Consider the following 13194-nt stretch of genomic DNA (forward strand, 5'->3'; position numbering starts at 1 on the left):
CATGAAATAGAATCATAATCAAGGCGATAAAAAAATAAAGATAAGAGTAATTTGGTTTGTTAAAAATATGTGCAGAAGGAGTTATGCGATGAACTGGGTTACTCATAAACCATCATTTGAATTTGAAACATTTAGTCCTATTATTCGGTCACAATCTGCGTGGAGTGGACATTTAGATTTTGCATATGACTTAGTACGATTTGAAAAACCAGAAACTTTAGTTGAGTTAGGTACACATCTAGGTGCTTCTTTCTTCAGTTTTTGTCAGGGAGTAAAAGATGGAGGGTTATCGACTAAATGCTTTGCAGTAGATACTTGGGCTGGAGATGGGCATACAGGTCCATATGGAGAAGGGGTTTTTCAAATAGTAGAAAAAGTAGTGAGTGATAACTACCTTAATATAGGAAATTTAATTCGATCTACTTTTGATGATGCTGTAGACCGGTTTCAAGATGAAACGATAAATCTTTTGCATATTGATGGCTATCATACGTATGAAGCTGTTTCTCACGATTATAACACTTGGCTACCGAAAGTCGCGAAAAACGGTATTGTATTATTTCATGATATTGAAGTTAGAAGTGGTGATTTCGGCGTATATAAGTTTTGGGATGAGGTAAAAGCGAAGTACCCTCATTTTCAATTTGCACATTCATATGGACTGGGAGTGTTATTTCCGAAGGGTTGTAGTGATAAGTTTGAGGAAATACTTAAAAATAAAGAAGGAATACAAAATATGTATAAATAAAGATAGGGCATGCATCATTTTAATGATGTGTGCCCTATTTTTTGTGTAGAAAATAATGGTGTTAATTAAAAAGTGAAGATAGTTGTAAAAAGTTTTGTTGCAGCAAATATTAAAAAAGTTAGTATGGGATTGTTCTTTGTAAATAAAGTGAAGCTTTAATACGTTCATATCAATTTGGAATTTTACAGTAGTTAATTTCTTATCTAAGTGCTTTGCGCTTACTGAATTTTAAGGCGGAGGTCTTATTGGCCGAAAATATCGGGATAAATAAAAATACAACATTTTTTATATTTTTCATTGCGAAAAACGTAATCTACTTTTACAATAGAAAGGGTTGTGAATATATTATACTGGAAAAATAAATCGAAATAATATGAAAATTTTGTTTTGTCTTCGCTAATTGTATATTACATACATGTAAGACGACATACGTCATGTTATCGACTTGTAAGGAGAGAAAAAAATGAAAAGTGTAAGATTACCATCGATGCTAGAAATCATAGTTCTTTTATTACTATTTCTTGCTGTTGTCTTTTCCTTCCAAACGATTTTTGATCTCCCAATTCAATTAGCGCTATTTATTTCATGGTTTTTAGTAATTGCGCTTGGATTAAGATTAGGATTTCGTTATCAAGAATTGCAAGATGCAATTACGAAAGGGATTTCTAACGGATTAGAAGCAATACTGATTTTAGTTGCAGTAGGTGCTTTAATTGGAACGTGGATTGCTGGTGGGGTAGTACCAACATTAATCTATTATGGATTAGAATTTATTCACCCTAGCATATTCCTATTAGCAACATTAATTATTTGTTCTATAACTTCTATCGCAACAGGAACGTCTTGGGGAACAGTGGGAACAGCAGGTATTGCTATGATGGCGATTGGTGAAGGACTTGGTTTACCACTTCCGCTTGTTGCTGGTGCAGTTCTTTCAGGAGCTTATTTCGGCGACAAATTATCACCACTTTCTGATAGCACAGTTCTTGCAGCTTCTATGGCGAAAGTAGATGTTATTGCTCACGTTCGAGCTATGCTCGTATTAGATGTTCCAGCTTATATTATTACTAGTATTATGTTTACTGTAGCTGGTTGGATGTATGGCGGCGATAATGTAGATTTGAATCGAGTAGAATTTTTAAAAGAAGCTTTATTAAAGCAATTTGATATTAAAATATGGATGCTTATTCCAGCGGTCATTGTTATCGTTCTATTAGCGATGAAGAAACCGTCTATGCCAACAATTGCAATGGGAGCTTTAATTGGTGCAATTTGGGCAACTCTTTTCCAAGGGATGAACTTTGGAGAGGCGATTGGAACAGCTTATAACGGATTCTCAATTCAATCTGGTGTTGAGTTTGTTGACAAGTTATTAAACCGTGGTGGAATTAACGGCATGCTTGGCTCAGTAGCTGTTATTATTTTCGGTTTAGGATTTGGTGGATTACTTGAAAAACTAGGTGTTTTAAAAGTAATCGTATCAAAATTTGAGAAGAAATTAAATTCTGCAGGTAATGTAACATTGTCTACATTAATCGTGGCATTCTTAGCTAATATATTTGGTTGTGCGATGTATGTATCACTAATTTTAACACCAAAAATTATGGAAGATAGCTATGATAAATTAAAAATAGACCGTCGTGTATTAGCGCGTAACTCAGAAGTAGGTGGAACGTTAACTTCAGGTATGGTTCCATGGTCTGATAATGGTATTTTTATGGCGGGTATTTTAGGTGTAGCAACGTTCTCATACGTTCCGTTTATGTGGTTAAGCTTCGTATCGTTAATTTTAGCAGTTATTTACGGATATACAGGCAAATTCATCTGGTATGTAGATGATGCAGATAAAGGAAAGCAAGCATCATAAAATAAAAATCACCTTCTACAATATGTAGAAGGTGATTTTTTATTTTGTAATAGCATCTGCTGAAGTTACTTCATTCTCATATTTAGCAATTTTTTGTTGTATCTTTTTTAAGTTTTTTTCAGTGTCTTGGATGAGCTGTAAGACATTGGTCTCTTGTTGTTTCATTAATTCCAACCGTTGAAAGATGGTAGATTCTCCTTCCATAGACCAGTCGATAAATTGTTTTATTTTTTGAATAGGCATACCAGTGTTTTTTAAACACAAAATCATTTCTAAGTATTTGAGTGCTTCTTCATCAAAAGCTCGATCTCCTTTTTCATTTCTTTGCAGAAAAGGGAACAGTCCTTGTTTATCATAATAACGTATTTGAGAAATAGTTAAGTGTTGCATTTTGGCGACTTGCCCAATTGTATAATACATATCATTCATCCTTTTGTTACCAAGGTATAATGCCATTTTTATTTAGTATTTTACCATTATAGTTTGTTTCACTTAATGCATATTTAATAATAATTTTAGCACTTTCAATAGTTGTATGGCCACCAGGGGAATTTCCATTAAGATCAGTAGTTGTAAAACCAGGAGTTATCCCAAATACTTCTGGACCGTTAGTAGCAAATTCTTTACTAAAAGCTAATGTTAAAGCATTAATAGCAGTTTTGGAAGAATTATATCCTAGTGTATTGATTGGATGTGTTTCACCATTAGCAAACATTGTTAGTGAGGCCATGTCAGTTGTTACATTTAGTATTTTACTGTTGCTTGAATTCTTTAATAATGGTAAAAAGGCTTGTATCATTTGGAAAGTTCCAAAAAAGTTAACTTCAAATCCTTGGCGTAAAGTTTCAATATTTAATTCACTAGGTAGCGTATTGAAGTCTAATGCAATGCCTGCGTTATTAATTAATAAATGTAAATGGTCAGTCGTTTCGTGAATTTTCTTTGTTGCTTCTTGAATGGATTGTGAATTTGAAATATCTACTTGAATATAGGAAACGTTTGAAACATTTAAAGAGTCTACGGCTTGTTGTCCAAGTTGTTCATTACGAGCACCTAAAAATACGTGATAATTTTTTTCTGCTAATTGACGAACAAGTTCATATCCAATTCCTTTATTCGCACCTGTTATAAAAGCATATTTTTTCATATTGAATTCCTCCAGTAGTGTTATAGTAGGTTACAATGGAAAGGATACAGCCTAAACTTAAGTTTAGGTCAAGAGGAATTTTTTAAAATAAATATAAAATATCTATATATAAGAGTGAGAATTCTTATCATTTAAGAAAAAGTCTGTTATTATAAGAGATGTAGGTATTATATTTTCAAGGGGATGAAAACATGGAGTACAGAATTGAAAGAGATACATTAGGAGAAATAAAAGTTCCAGCTGATAAATTATGGGCAGCACAAACACAACGTAGTAAAGAAAACTTTCCAATTGGAACAGAGCAAATGCCGCTTGAAATTGTAAAAGCATTTGCAATTTTAAAGAAGAGTGCAGCGCTTAGCAATCAAAAATTAGGAAAGTTATCAGAAGAAAAAGCAGAAGCAATTGTAGAAGCTGCTGATGAAGTGATTGCAGGGAAATGGAATGAACATTTTCCGCTTGTCGTATGGCAAACAGGTAGTGGTACACAGTCAAACATGAATGTGAATGAAGTAATTGCAAATCGTGGGAATCAAATTTTGAAAGAGAATGGATCTGACGTACATATTCATCCAAATGATGATGTGAACATGTCACAAAGTTCAAATGATACATTTCCAACGGCGCTCCATGTAGCTTGTGTAATCGCAGTAGAAAATCACGTATTACCAGCAATCAGGAAATTAAAAGGAACTTTAGCAGAAAAAGTAACTGCATTTGAACATATTATAAAAATTGGTCGTACACATTTACAAGATGCAACACCGTTAACTTTAGGGCAAGAAATTAGCGGATGGCACCGTATGCTTGAAAAAACAGAGCGTATGATTGCAGAGAGCAATACATATATGAAAGAGTTAGCAATTGGTGGAACTGCGGTTGGAACAGGTATTAATGCTCATCCTAAATTTGGTGAGATGGTATCAGAGGAAATTAGTCAATTTACAGGTAAACAATTTGTTTCTGCACCAAATAAGTTCCATGCATTAACGAGCCATGATGAAGTTGTATATACTCACGGTGCATTAAAAGCATTAGCTGCAGATCTAATGAAGATCGCTAACGATGTACGTTGGCTTGCAAGTGGTCCACGTAGTGGTCTTGGAGAAATTATTATTCCAGCCAATGAACCAGGAAGCTCTATTATGCCAGGTAAAGTAAATCCAACGCAAAGTGAAGCATTAACGATGGTTGTAGCGCAAGTGATGGGGAATGATGCAACAATCGGATTTGCTGCGAGCCAAGGTAACTTTGAGTTAAACGTATTTAAACCTGTTATTGCTTATAACTTCTTACAATCAGCTCACTTATTAGCGGATGCAATTGTTTCGTTTAATGACAATTGTGCAGTTGGTATTGAAGCAGATGAAGAAGTAATTAATGAAAATGTGAATCGTTCACTAATGCTTGTAACAGCGCTAAACCCACATATCGGATATGAAAATGCAGCGAAAATTGCGAAGTATGCTCATAAAGAGGGATTAACTTTAAAAGAAGCAGCATTGCAATCTGGGCTACTAACAGAAGGGCAATTTGATGAAATTGTAGATCCAAAGAAAATGATTGCTCCAAAAGAGTAATAGAAAAAGCCAAGGTTCTTAGTATAGAATCTTGGCTTTTTTGATGTTCATTTTTATGTTTCATCTACTTGCAATACTGCAAGCTTCAAAATATATTATTTGTTAGCAGGCGTATTCATTACTTTCATCTGTGGGCAGTTCTCTTTTAAGAGTGAAATGAATTTTTCTTCTTCTTGTGGTACGAAAGTGGTCACTGAGTCAAATAAATTATAATTAATTTCTAATTGTTGCCTAGTCCATTTTTTTGAACGAAGTTTTTTGCCAGAGTACTTAATATGGCGAATGTCTTTAAATGGGATTTCAGTACGAAGTATGAAACCGTGTTTTACAACAAGAGATGATTCCGTTACGTTGTAGTGAGAGAAATAGAATGAAGAAAGATTCACGATATTTAATAGCATCATGAGAGTGAAAAAAATAGAATTTTCATTTTGGAAGAATAACGAAACGAAAAAAATAATTAGAAATAAAGTAATGAAAATGACGTGGAATGGATTTTTTTTCGCTTTAAATTTCAAGTTAGTCACCTCGGTATACTTGTTCTTTAACTAAATTAAATCATAACATTGTGATAAAACGTGTGAATATGCAGAATTGCATATTCACACGTTTTATTATTCATGTAAAATTTCTTGATAGGATAAATTCAAAAGAAGTTTTGTAATAGTGGAGTGACATGAAGTGACTTACAAGAATAGAAAGATAGTGTTAGTCATAATTAGTTGTATGATGATTATGAGTAGTTGTGCTAATAAATTTGTTGAAGATAGAAATCGAAAGCATACATTTGTACAAGCAAGTAAGGTTTTAGTAGAGACTGTAAATAGAATATATAAATTGAAACTTTAATCAACTGATTATTAGCCCTCACCAATCGGGCTTTTAAGGGCAGCCCGCCCTCATTTAACTTCTTTGCTTCCGCTGAATTTTGATGTGGGAGTCTTACTGCCCTTAAATGTGGGATAAAAAGTAAAAGGTGTTTTCTTATACGGAAACATCTTTTTTGTAGTTGAAATTGAATACTGAAGTTTTGTAATGGATGAATACCGGTTCCATATTCACTAATCGCATATGTATTCTGTGCAATTTGCTTAACGGTAAACCAAGAGTCTTGAAGAATATCCATGTTCTAATCCACATCATATAAAATGAATTTCTATAAACACATTCGCTTTTCGTTGTATTAAACCCTTTCGGTAGATGTTTTTATAAAAGTTTATAAAATGGGTAAACGAAATGTTGAAATGTTTGTTTGTGTTATGATAAGATGGTGAAGTGGTAATAAACGTTATAGTGATTTGTTTGGTTTTTGAATAAACATTTTGAAGGAGTGTTTAGTATGAGTGGTATTTCAGAGAAGTTTTGGGATGCGTCAATAGAGGAATTAAAGAAAGGGTATGTGTTTGATGGAGAAAAAGAGGAGTACATTTGCTTAGCTTGTGGTGAAACATTTATTAAAGGTGTTATTTATCAAGATAATCAAGTTTTGTATGAAGCAGAGAAGTTCGTCCGATTGCATATTCAAAATGAGCATACGTCTATGTTTGATTATTTGTTAAATATGGATAAGAAATTTACTGGTTTAACGGATTTACAAAAGAAAATGGTTCAGTTTTTCCATATGGGACTGAATGATAAAGAAATTGTAAAAGAGTTGGATGGCGGAAGTACATCAACAATTCGTAATCATCGATTTACACTGCGAGAGAAAATGAAGCAAGCAAAAGTATTTTTAGCTCTAATGGAATTATCAGAAGAAAAATCAAAAGTACAAACGAAATTTGTACCAATTCATAGAACAGCAACGATGGTGGATGATCGATACAATATTACGGAAGAAGAAAATGATGAAGTATTAAAAGCTCATTTTACAGAAGGATTAGATGGACCTCTTTCTAAATTTCCGAAAAAACAAAAGCGTAAATTAATTATATTACGTCATTTAGTAAAGAAGTTTGATAGTAATAAAAAGTATACTGAAAAAGAAGTAAATACAGTGATAGAAAATGTATACCCTGATTTCGTAACTTTAAGAAGATATTTAATCGAGTATGGATTTTTAGATCGAACAGCCGATGGAAGTCAATATTGGGTGAAGTTATAATCATACGAAAAGAAAGTGAATAGAAGCACAGTATTATAACAACTATACAAAGAGATAGATATTGAAAATTGATTTTTAATAAAAGGAGAAATGAAATTTGAAACCACCTGCAGATAACAATAAAGAAGGTGCGGAGTCACATAAGTTGGAAAGTGAGAGTAAACCGATTTGGAAATCGATGTCGATGTTTTTAGTACCATTATTATTAAGTAATGTACTACAATCAGTTGGACAATTATTTGGTATGGTAGTAGTAGGAAGATGGCTTGGAGTTAATGATTTAGCGGCTATATCAGCATTCTTCCCATTATTTTTCTTGCTCGTTTCATTTGTAATTGGTATCGGTTCAGGAAGCTCTATTTTAATTGGTCAGGCGTTTGGTGCTAAAAACGAAGATCGTTTAAAAGCTATCGTTGGTACGACGCTGACATTTACCTTTATTATTGGAGTTGTGTTGGCGATAATAGGCAGTATTTTTGCGATGGATATTATGCGTCTAATGGGAACGCCAGAAAATATTATTGAAATAAGTGTACATTATGCACGAATTTTATTTATATCGATGCCAGTATTATTTTTATATTTCGCATACACAACATTTATGAGAGGTACAGGAGATTCTAAAACGCCATTTTACTTTTTAATTGTAAGTACAGCGCTAAATATGATCTTATTACCAATTCTTATTTTTGGATGGTTAGGAGCTCCGAAATTAGATGTGTATGGAGCAGCCTATGCCTCTGTTATATCTACAGTTATTACGTTTATTGTCATGCTTTTGTATTTAAAGAAGAAAAATCACCCATTACAACTAGATAGCACGGTTAGAAAATACCTTCGAATGGATGGGGAGTTATTAAAGCTATTGCTAAGGCTCGGTATTCCAGCGAGTATTAATATGATATTAGTTTCATTATCTGAAATTGCTGTAATCGCGTTTGTAAATCGTTACGGTTCGGATGCAACAGCTGCTTACGGAGTTGTGAATCAAGTTGCAAGTTATGTACAAATGCCAGCAGTTAGCCTTGGTATTACAGTTTCTATTTTTGCAGCACAATCAATTGGGGCGAATCAATTTGATCGATTGCAGAAAGTTGTGAAGGTCGGAATTATTATGAACTACGTCATCGGTGGTGTGTTAATAGCTCTTATTTACTTATTCTCAAGAGACATTTTATCACTATTTTTAACGAGTCAAACTACAATTGAAATTGCTCATAGCTTAGTTATGATTACGTTATGGAGTTATTTAATTTTCGGTCATGCACAAATTATTAGTGCGACAATGCGAGCGAGTGGTACAGTACTTTGGCCAACTGTTATTGGAGTTGTTTCAATTTGGCTTGTGGAAGTACCCGTAGCATATTATCTTTCTTACCATACAAGTCTTGGAATAGAAGGGATCTGGATCGGGTATCCAGCAGCATTTATTGTCAGCTTAATACTACAGTATGCATATTATAAGCTTTCATGGCAAAAGAAACGAATTACACGATTAGTTAGTTAAATAGAAAAAATGTCTCTAAGTTATTTGACTTAGGGACATTTTTTTGTAGGTGCAGGTTTACAAATAGCTTTTTAAAGTTATATCAAAATGTTGTCTAATGAGTGTTTTATCACTCATATAAAACTCCCACGCTTTTTCTGGTTCACCGATAATCTCAAAGGATTCCTCTGTAATATATAAAGCGCAATTATCCTCCAGTGCAATTCCTTCTATATTCCCTTGATGATTTTGTAAAAAGGAATGGAAGGCGTTCATTCTATTTAATTGATTATAATGTGGACAAAATCTTTTATTAACAATCCCCCATCCGTTACTCTCTATATAACCAGAACCTTCATAATCTGATCGGATACTAGACGTGAACCAACACATAGCACCAGCGCTATAACCAGCAATAAGTGTTCCTTGTTGCAGAGCCAATAATAATTTTTCATCGAGTCTATGTTCTTTCCATTGCGTAAACATGTGAATATAATTCCCGCCACCTAGATAAATTAAATCGGCTGAATGAATCATCTCGTCTATTTCATACTTAGAAGGTGAATCTGTTGTAGTACGTAAAATTTGTACTTCACAATGTAATTGTTTTTCAAACGCGTCTAAAAATAATTTTATATAGCTTTCATCATCATGACTTGCCGTTGGAATAAACAATACTTTTGGATACTGTTTATTTGTTAATTCTATAAGGCGTTCATTAATAGGCAAGTGATTTGAATCTTGTAAATCACCGCCACCAATGACAGCTAATTTCATAGTAAAGCACCACCTAATCATTTTTGTTATATAAAAATTCGATAGAAGAGAGTTACATTCCTTCTGTAATGTAATCAATAATTAGAAAATGTAGCTTAAGTATATCGGAATAGTAAAGAAAACACTGATTATATATATCAGTGAATTAGAAACCATTCATTGATATATAATATTTCATACTAATGTTTCAAAAAATGGAAAAAATATGTTTAAATAGATATAATGAAGTATTAATTCATATTGAATTTATATTTATATTTTAAAAGGAAATCGGAAATAATAGCGATTTTCCAAAACAGTTTTTACTTTTAATAGGAAGTTGTATTACAATATGGTAAAATTATTTCAATATATTTATTTAATATGAAATACAAAGAAGGAGCGTGAAAAAAGTGGATTTTCGATTTGAATTTACAACGAAGCTGAAAGAATACTTAGACGATGAGAAGGATGAAAAAATAATAAAAGATGGGCACAGAGATGTAATTTTTCACTATTTATATGCGTTAGAGACTGAAATTGGCGTTGTTAAAAATCCTAATTTTACTTTTTTTGCATCAGGAAGACGTTCACATATAGTGTTAGAAAATGTTGAATTTAAAACAGAAGTAAATGTAAAAAGTAATATAATTGAAATTACAAAAATAGTGGATAATGTAGCTATTCCGTTAGATACTATCGTAGCGAAAGATCGGGAATTATTTGCACTTGGGCGTAATGAGAAGTTTAGTGTACAAATATTAGAGCAGTATCTTTTTGATACATTTGGAGATAAGTTAGGCTTATAATTAATGGAATGGCGTACGTATTTATAAGTAGTGAATTTTAGTGTATCTCATTCGTGTTTGACCTTTTATTTAATTTGTACTACAATTCGTAGTGTGAAAGGAGTCATACTATGTTTACTCAAAACTATAAATTAAATGAGCACGGGTTAAATCATTTCTTTGGACCGCTTGAAGCGAAAATTATGGAGATTGTTTGGTCTAACAAAGGTATTACGATTAAAGAAGTGCAGCAGAAATTAAGTGAAGAATCGCCTGTGAATTTTAACACTGTTATGACAGTTATGAACAGGTTAGTAGAGAAGTTACACTTAGAAAAACAGATTGTAAAAAGAAGTGGCATATATCGTGCTGTACAAACAAAAGAAGAATTCTTATCCAAGCAAACGAAGAAAATGACACAGGAATTGATGGGGGAATTTGGAGATTTAGTTGTAAATCATATGTTAGATGAGTTAGAGCAGGCTGATCCGACTTTAATAAAAAAGTTAGAAGACAAATTGAGTCAGTTAAAAAAAGAGGATTAATGAAATGAAATGGCAAATGCGTAAAATCGTATTGTTAGCAGTAATTGTTAGTACCCTCTTTTTCAGTATGTTAGTGTATTACGTTACATATCCATTTCTGTTTCAAAATAAGATGTTCTTTCTTTCAAATTTTTGCTTGTTCCAGTTAGAAAAACATATGAAAGAATTATCGCTGATTCGTATTATAATCGCTGGATTATTATTACTTACTATATTAATCGTGTGCAAAAGAATTTGGCGACAATTTTTCTATAGTAAAAAATTACAAAAAGTACTTATCCCTTTCATCCGAAAAGGAAAACAAATATATATATTGCCGACTACGGAAGTTGCGGCATTTACAATTGGATTATTCCGTCCGAAAGTTGTCATGTCGGAAGGTTTGCTTCAGACGTTTTCAGATGAAGAAATTGATGCAATTATTTTCCATGAAGAATATCATCAAAAGAATTGGGATCCGCTAAAATTATTTTGTTTTACGTTATTAGCAGAAGGAATGATGTACATCCCGATATTAAAAGGGTTGTTACAGCGATATCATACGTATCAGGAGCTAGCTGCTGATAAATATGCGATGCAAAAAATGGAATCTTCATTTGAGTTAGGTAGCGCGTTATTAAAATTAATTAAAATAAAGACAATGGAAAATCGATGTGTTACCGCTTCATTTGCAAAAACAGCAATAAATTTACGAATCGAGCAAGTGTTAAATGAAAAGGTTGTTAAGCTTACTATTCCGTTACATACGAATTCGGTATATGTAACAGTAGGTTTATTCTGTATGTCGGTTGTACTTATTGTCGGAGAGTGCATATAGCCTCTTTTTTTTAAGAATAAACACTACTTATTGTAGTGTTTTAGGGGGAATAAAATGAATGCAGCAGATTTAACAATTTGGCTTGTGGCTGGGGCGGGAGTATTGTCATTTATATCACCGTGCTCTTTACCGTTATATCCATCTTATTTATCTTATATTACAGGTGTGTCTATCCAAGATTTAAAAGAAAATCGTGGGATTATGCAAAAATCAGCGATTATACATACCATATTTTTTATGATCGGATTTTCGGTTATATTTTACGCGTTAGGTTTATCGGTAAGCTGGATTGGAATAACATTTTCATCTAACCAAAAATTGATTCAACAAATTGGTGGGATTTTTATTGTTTTAATGGGGCTATTTATGACGGGCTTGTTTCAGCCTAAGTGGCTTATGGCAGAGAAAAAGGTGCAGTATAGAAGTAAATCGACTGGATATATTCGCTCGATTTTAGTCGGTATGACATATGCAGCGGGTTGGACGCCATGTGTTGGACCGATATTTTCAGCTGTACTCATGCTTGGCGCGACGAATCCTGAAGGGGCACTTCTTTATATTACAGCGTATACTCTTGGGTTTGCGGTTCCATTTTTCGTGATGGCATTCTTTATTGGGAAGGTAAAATGGATTGTTACATATGCGAATGTCATGATGAAAATTGGCGGTGGAATGATGATTGTAACAGGTATTTTATTGTATACAAATCAAATGACGAAAATTACAGCATTCTTTATTCGTCTATTCGGTGGATTTACAGGCTTTTAAAAATGAGGAGGAAGAAAAGTGAAGAAACTAATTGCTATTATACTAGTAGGTGCTCTCGTTTGGGCGGGGGTTAACTTTTATAATTCAAAGAAAGAAGAAAAGGAAAGAAAAGCAAAGCAAGCAGAGTTACAAGAGAAAGAAGTATTACCACAAGTAGGTTTTAAAGCACCTGGCATCATATTAAAAGGATTAGACGGAAAGTTGCAGTCGTTAAATGATGCCAAGGGAAAACCGTATATTATTAATTTTTGGGCATCATGGTGTGGGCCGTGTGAAATGGAGGCACCTGACTTAGTTCATATGTATGATAAATATAAAAAGGATGTTGAAATTTTTGCGGTGAATGCAACTGTTAGTGACCCAGTACAAGAAGCAAGCGCATTTGCTAATCGCTATGGGTTTGAGTTTCCTGTTCTACTAGATATGGACGGAGTAGCTGGACTAGATTATAAAGTATTCTCTTTACCGACGACATTTTTTGTTAATAAAGATGGAATCATAGTAGATCATGTACGAGGTGTATTACCACCAGATCAATTAGAAAAGAAATTTAAGAAATTGATTGAGAATTAAAAGGAGATTTCGTGA

The 13194-nt window shown here is 33.2% G+C and carries 15 protein-coding genes; 10 read left to right on the plus strand and 5 right to left on the minus strand.

Features of this window, described 5'->3' with window-relative positions:
- Window positions 1-88 precede the first annotated feature (88 nt).
- Window positions 89-748 (plus strand): class I SAM-dependent methyltransferase, encoded by a 660-nt coding sequence (locus DOS87_RS08785; RefSeq protein WP_001104671.1) that lies wholly within the window; start codon window positions 89-91, stop codon window positions 746-748.
- 463 nt (window positions 749-1211) lie between these two features.
- Window positions 1212-2615 carry a Na+/H+ antiporter NhaC gene (nhaC, locus tag DOS87_RS08790; RefSeq protein WP_000843986.1) on the plus strand — a complete coding sequence of 468 codons (1404 nt, stop codon included), beginning with the start codon at window positions 1212-1214 and terminating at the stop codon, window positions 2613-2615.
- A 39-nt stretch (window positions 2616-2654) separates the two neighbouring features.
- Here the strand turns inward: nhaC and DOS87_RS08795 are convergent, their stop codons facing one another.
- Window positions 2655-3035, minus strand: coding sequence for a MerR family transcriptional regulator (locus tag DOS87_RS08795; protein ID WP_000291857.1), 381 nt, complete (start codon window positions 3033-3035; stop codon window positions 2655-2657).
- 16 nt (window positions 3036-3051) lie between these two features.
- The gene (locus DOS87_RS08800) at window positions 3052-3762 is read right to left on the minus strand and encodes an SDR family NAD(P)-dependent oxidoreductase (protein WP_000759560.1); all 711 of its coding nucleotides are present in this window, start codon (window positions 3760-3762) and stop codon (window positions 3052-3054) included.
- A gap of 191 nt (window positions 3763-3953) precedes the next feature.
- On the opposite strand from DOS87_RS08800, the gene fumC reads away from it, so the two are divergent.
- Window positions 3954-5342 (plus strand): class II fumarate hydratase, encoded by a 1389-nt coding sequence (gene fumC, locus DOS87_RS08805; protein ID WP_000456612.1) that lies wholly within the window; start codon window positions 3954-3956, stop codon window positions 5340-5342.
- Between the two features lie 95 nt (window positions 5343-5437).
- Here the strand turns inward: fumC and DOS87_RS08810 are convergent, their stop codons facing one another.
- Both DOS87_RS08810 and DOS87_RS08815 read right to left on the minus strand, forming a co-directional pair.
- Window positions 5438-5860 carry a PH domain-containing protein gene (locus DOS87_RS08810; protein WP_000669083.1) on the minus strand — a complete coding sequence of 141 codons (423 nt, stop codon included), beginning with the start codon at window positions 5858-5860 and terminating at the stop codon, window positions 5438-5440.
- 230 nt (window positions 5861-6090) lie between these two features.
- Window positions 6091-6468 (minus strand): hypothetical protein, encoded by a 378-nt coding sequence (locus DOS87_RS08815; protein ID WP_002162860.1) that lies wholly within the window; start codon window positions 6466-6468, stop codon window positions 6091-6093.
- A gap of 213 nt (window positions 6469-6681) precedes the next feature.
- Between DOS87_RS08815 and DOS87_RS08820 the strand changes: the two genes are divergently transcribed.
- Together DOS87_RS08820 and DOS87_RS08825 are read left to right on the plus strand one after the other, a co-directional pair.
- Window positions 6682-7446 (plus strand): DUF2087 domain-containing protein, encoded by a 765-nt coding sequence (locus DOS87_RS08820; RefSeq protein ID WP_000014491.1) that lies wholly within the window; start codon window positions 6682-6684, stop codon window positions 7444-7446.
- Window positions 7447-7543: 97 nt separating this feature from the next.
- The gene (locus tag DOS87_RS08825) at window positions 7544-8953 is read left to right on the plus strand and encodes an MATE family efflux transporter (RefSeq protein ID WP_000804121.1); all 1410 of its coding nucleotides are present in this window, start codon (window positions 7544-7546) and stop codon (window positions 8951-8953) included.
- Window positions 8954-9010: 57 nt separating this feature from the next.
- Here the strand turns inward: DOS87_RS08825 and DOS87_RS08830 are convergent, their stop codons facing one another.
- Window positions 9011-9709: a peptidase E gene (locus tag DOS87_RS08830; protein WP_208730239.1), complete on the minus strand. Its 699-nt coding sequence runs from the start codon at window positions 9707-9709 to the stop codon at window positions 9011-9013.
- A 392-nt stretch (window positions 9710-10101) separates the two neighbouring features.
- Between DOS87_RS08830 and DOS87_RS08835 the strand changes: the two genes are divergently transcribed.
- From DOS87_RS08835 to DOS87_RS08855, 5 genes are all read left to right on the plus strand, one after another.
- Entirely contained in the window at window positions 10102-10497 is a 396-nt protein-coding gene (locus DOS87_RS08835; RefSeq protein WP_000347524.1) for a DUF3942 family protein, read from the plus strand.
- A 110-nt stretch (window positions 10498-10607) separates the two neighbouring features.
- Window positions 10608-11021 carry a BlaI/MecI/CopY family transcriptional regulator gene (locus tag DOS87_RS08840; RefSeq protein WP_000495050.1) on the plus strand — a complete coding sequence of 138 codons (414 nt, stop codon included), beginning with the start codon at window positions 10608-10610 and terminating at the stop codon, window positions 11019-11021.
- A gap of 4 nt (window positions 11022-11025) precedes the next feature.
- Window positions 11026-11838 carry a M56 family metallopeptidase gene (locus DOS87_RS08845; RefSeq protein WP_000871954.1) on the plus strand — a complete coding sequence of 271 codons (813 nt, stop codon included), beginning with the start codon at window positions 11026-11028 and terminating at the stop codon, window positions 11836-11838.
- 54 nt (window positions 11839-11892) lie between these two features.
- Window positions 11893-12606, plus strand: a complete 714-nt coding sequence (gene ccdA / locus DOS87_RS08850; protein WP_000990435.1) for a cytochrome c-type biogenesis protein CcdA — start codon at window positions 11893-11895, stop codon at window positions 12604-12606.
- Between the two features lie 18 nt (window positions 12607-12624).
- Window positions 12625-13179, plus strand: coding sequence for a TlpA family protein disulfide reductase (locus DOS87_RS08855; protein WP_086402953.1), 555 nt, complete (start codon window positions 12625-12627; stop codon window positions 13177-13179).
- The last annotated feature ends 15 nt before the right edge of the window (window positions 13180-13194 follow it).

It is taken from the genome of Bacillus sp. CR71, assembly GCF_003429245.1.
GTDB lineage: Bacteria > Bacillota > Bacilli > Bacillales > Bacillaceae_G > Bacillus_A > Bacillus_A thuringiensis_S.

Bases quoted from the DNA above. Each gene is read 5' to 3' on its own strand.
- fumC (WP_000456612.1), top strand. From the start codon at position 3,954: ATGGAGTACAGAATTGAAAGAGATACATTAGGAGAAATAAAAGTTCCA.
- ccdA (WP_000990435.1), top strand. From the start codon at position 11,893: ATGAATGCAGCAGATTTAACAATTTGGCTTGTGGCTGGGGCGGGAGTA.
- DOS87_RS08830 (WP_208730239.1), bottom strand. From the start codon at position 9,709: ATGAAATTAGCTGTCATTGGTGGCGGTGATTTACAAGATTCAAATCAC.
- DOS87_RS08785 (WP_001104671.1), top strand. From the start codon at position 89: ATGAACTGGGTTACTCATAAACCATCATTTGAATTTGAAACATTTAGT.
- DOS87_RS08845 (WP_000871954.1), top strand. From the start codon at position 11,026: ATGAAATGGCAAATGCGTAAAATCGTATTGTTAGCAGTAATTGTTAGT.
- DOS87_RS08820 (WP_000014491.1), top strand. From the start codon at position 6,682: ATGAGTGGTATTTCAGAGAAGTTTTGGGATGCGTCAATAGAGGAATTA.
- DOS87_RS08800 (WP_000759560.1), bottom strand. From the start codon at position 3,762: ATGAAAAAATATGCTTTTATAACAGGTGCGAATAAAGGAATTGGATAT.
- DOS87_RS08795 (WP_000291857.1), bottom strand. From the start codon at position 3,035: ATGTATTATACAATTGGGCAAGTCGCCAAAATGCAACACTTAACTATT.
- DOS87_RS08815 (WP_002162860.1), bottom strand. From the start codon at position 6,468: ATGGATATTCTTCAAGACTCTTGGTTTACCGTTAAGCAAATTGCACAG.
- DOS87_RS08840 (WP_000495050.1), top strand. From the start codon at position 10,608: ATGTTTACTCAAAACTATAAATTAAATGAGCACGGGTTAAATCATTTC.
- nhaC (WP_000843986.1), top strand. From the start codon at position 1,212: ATGAAAAGTGTAAGATTACCATCGATGCTAGAAATCATAGTTCTTTTA.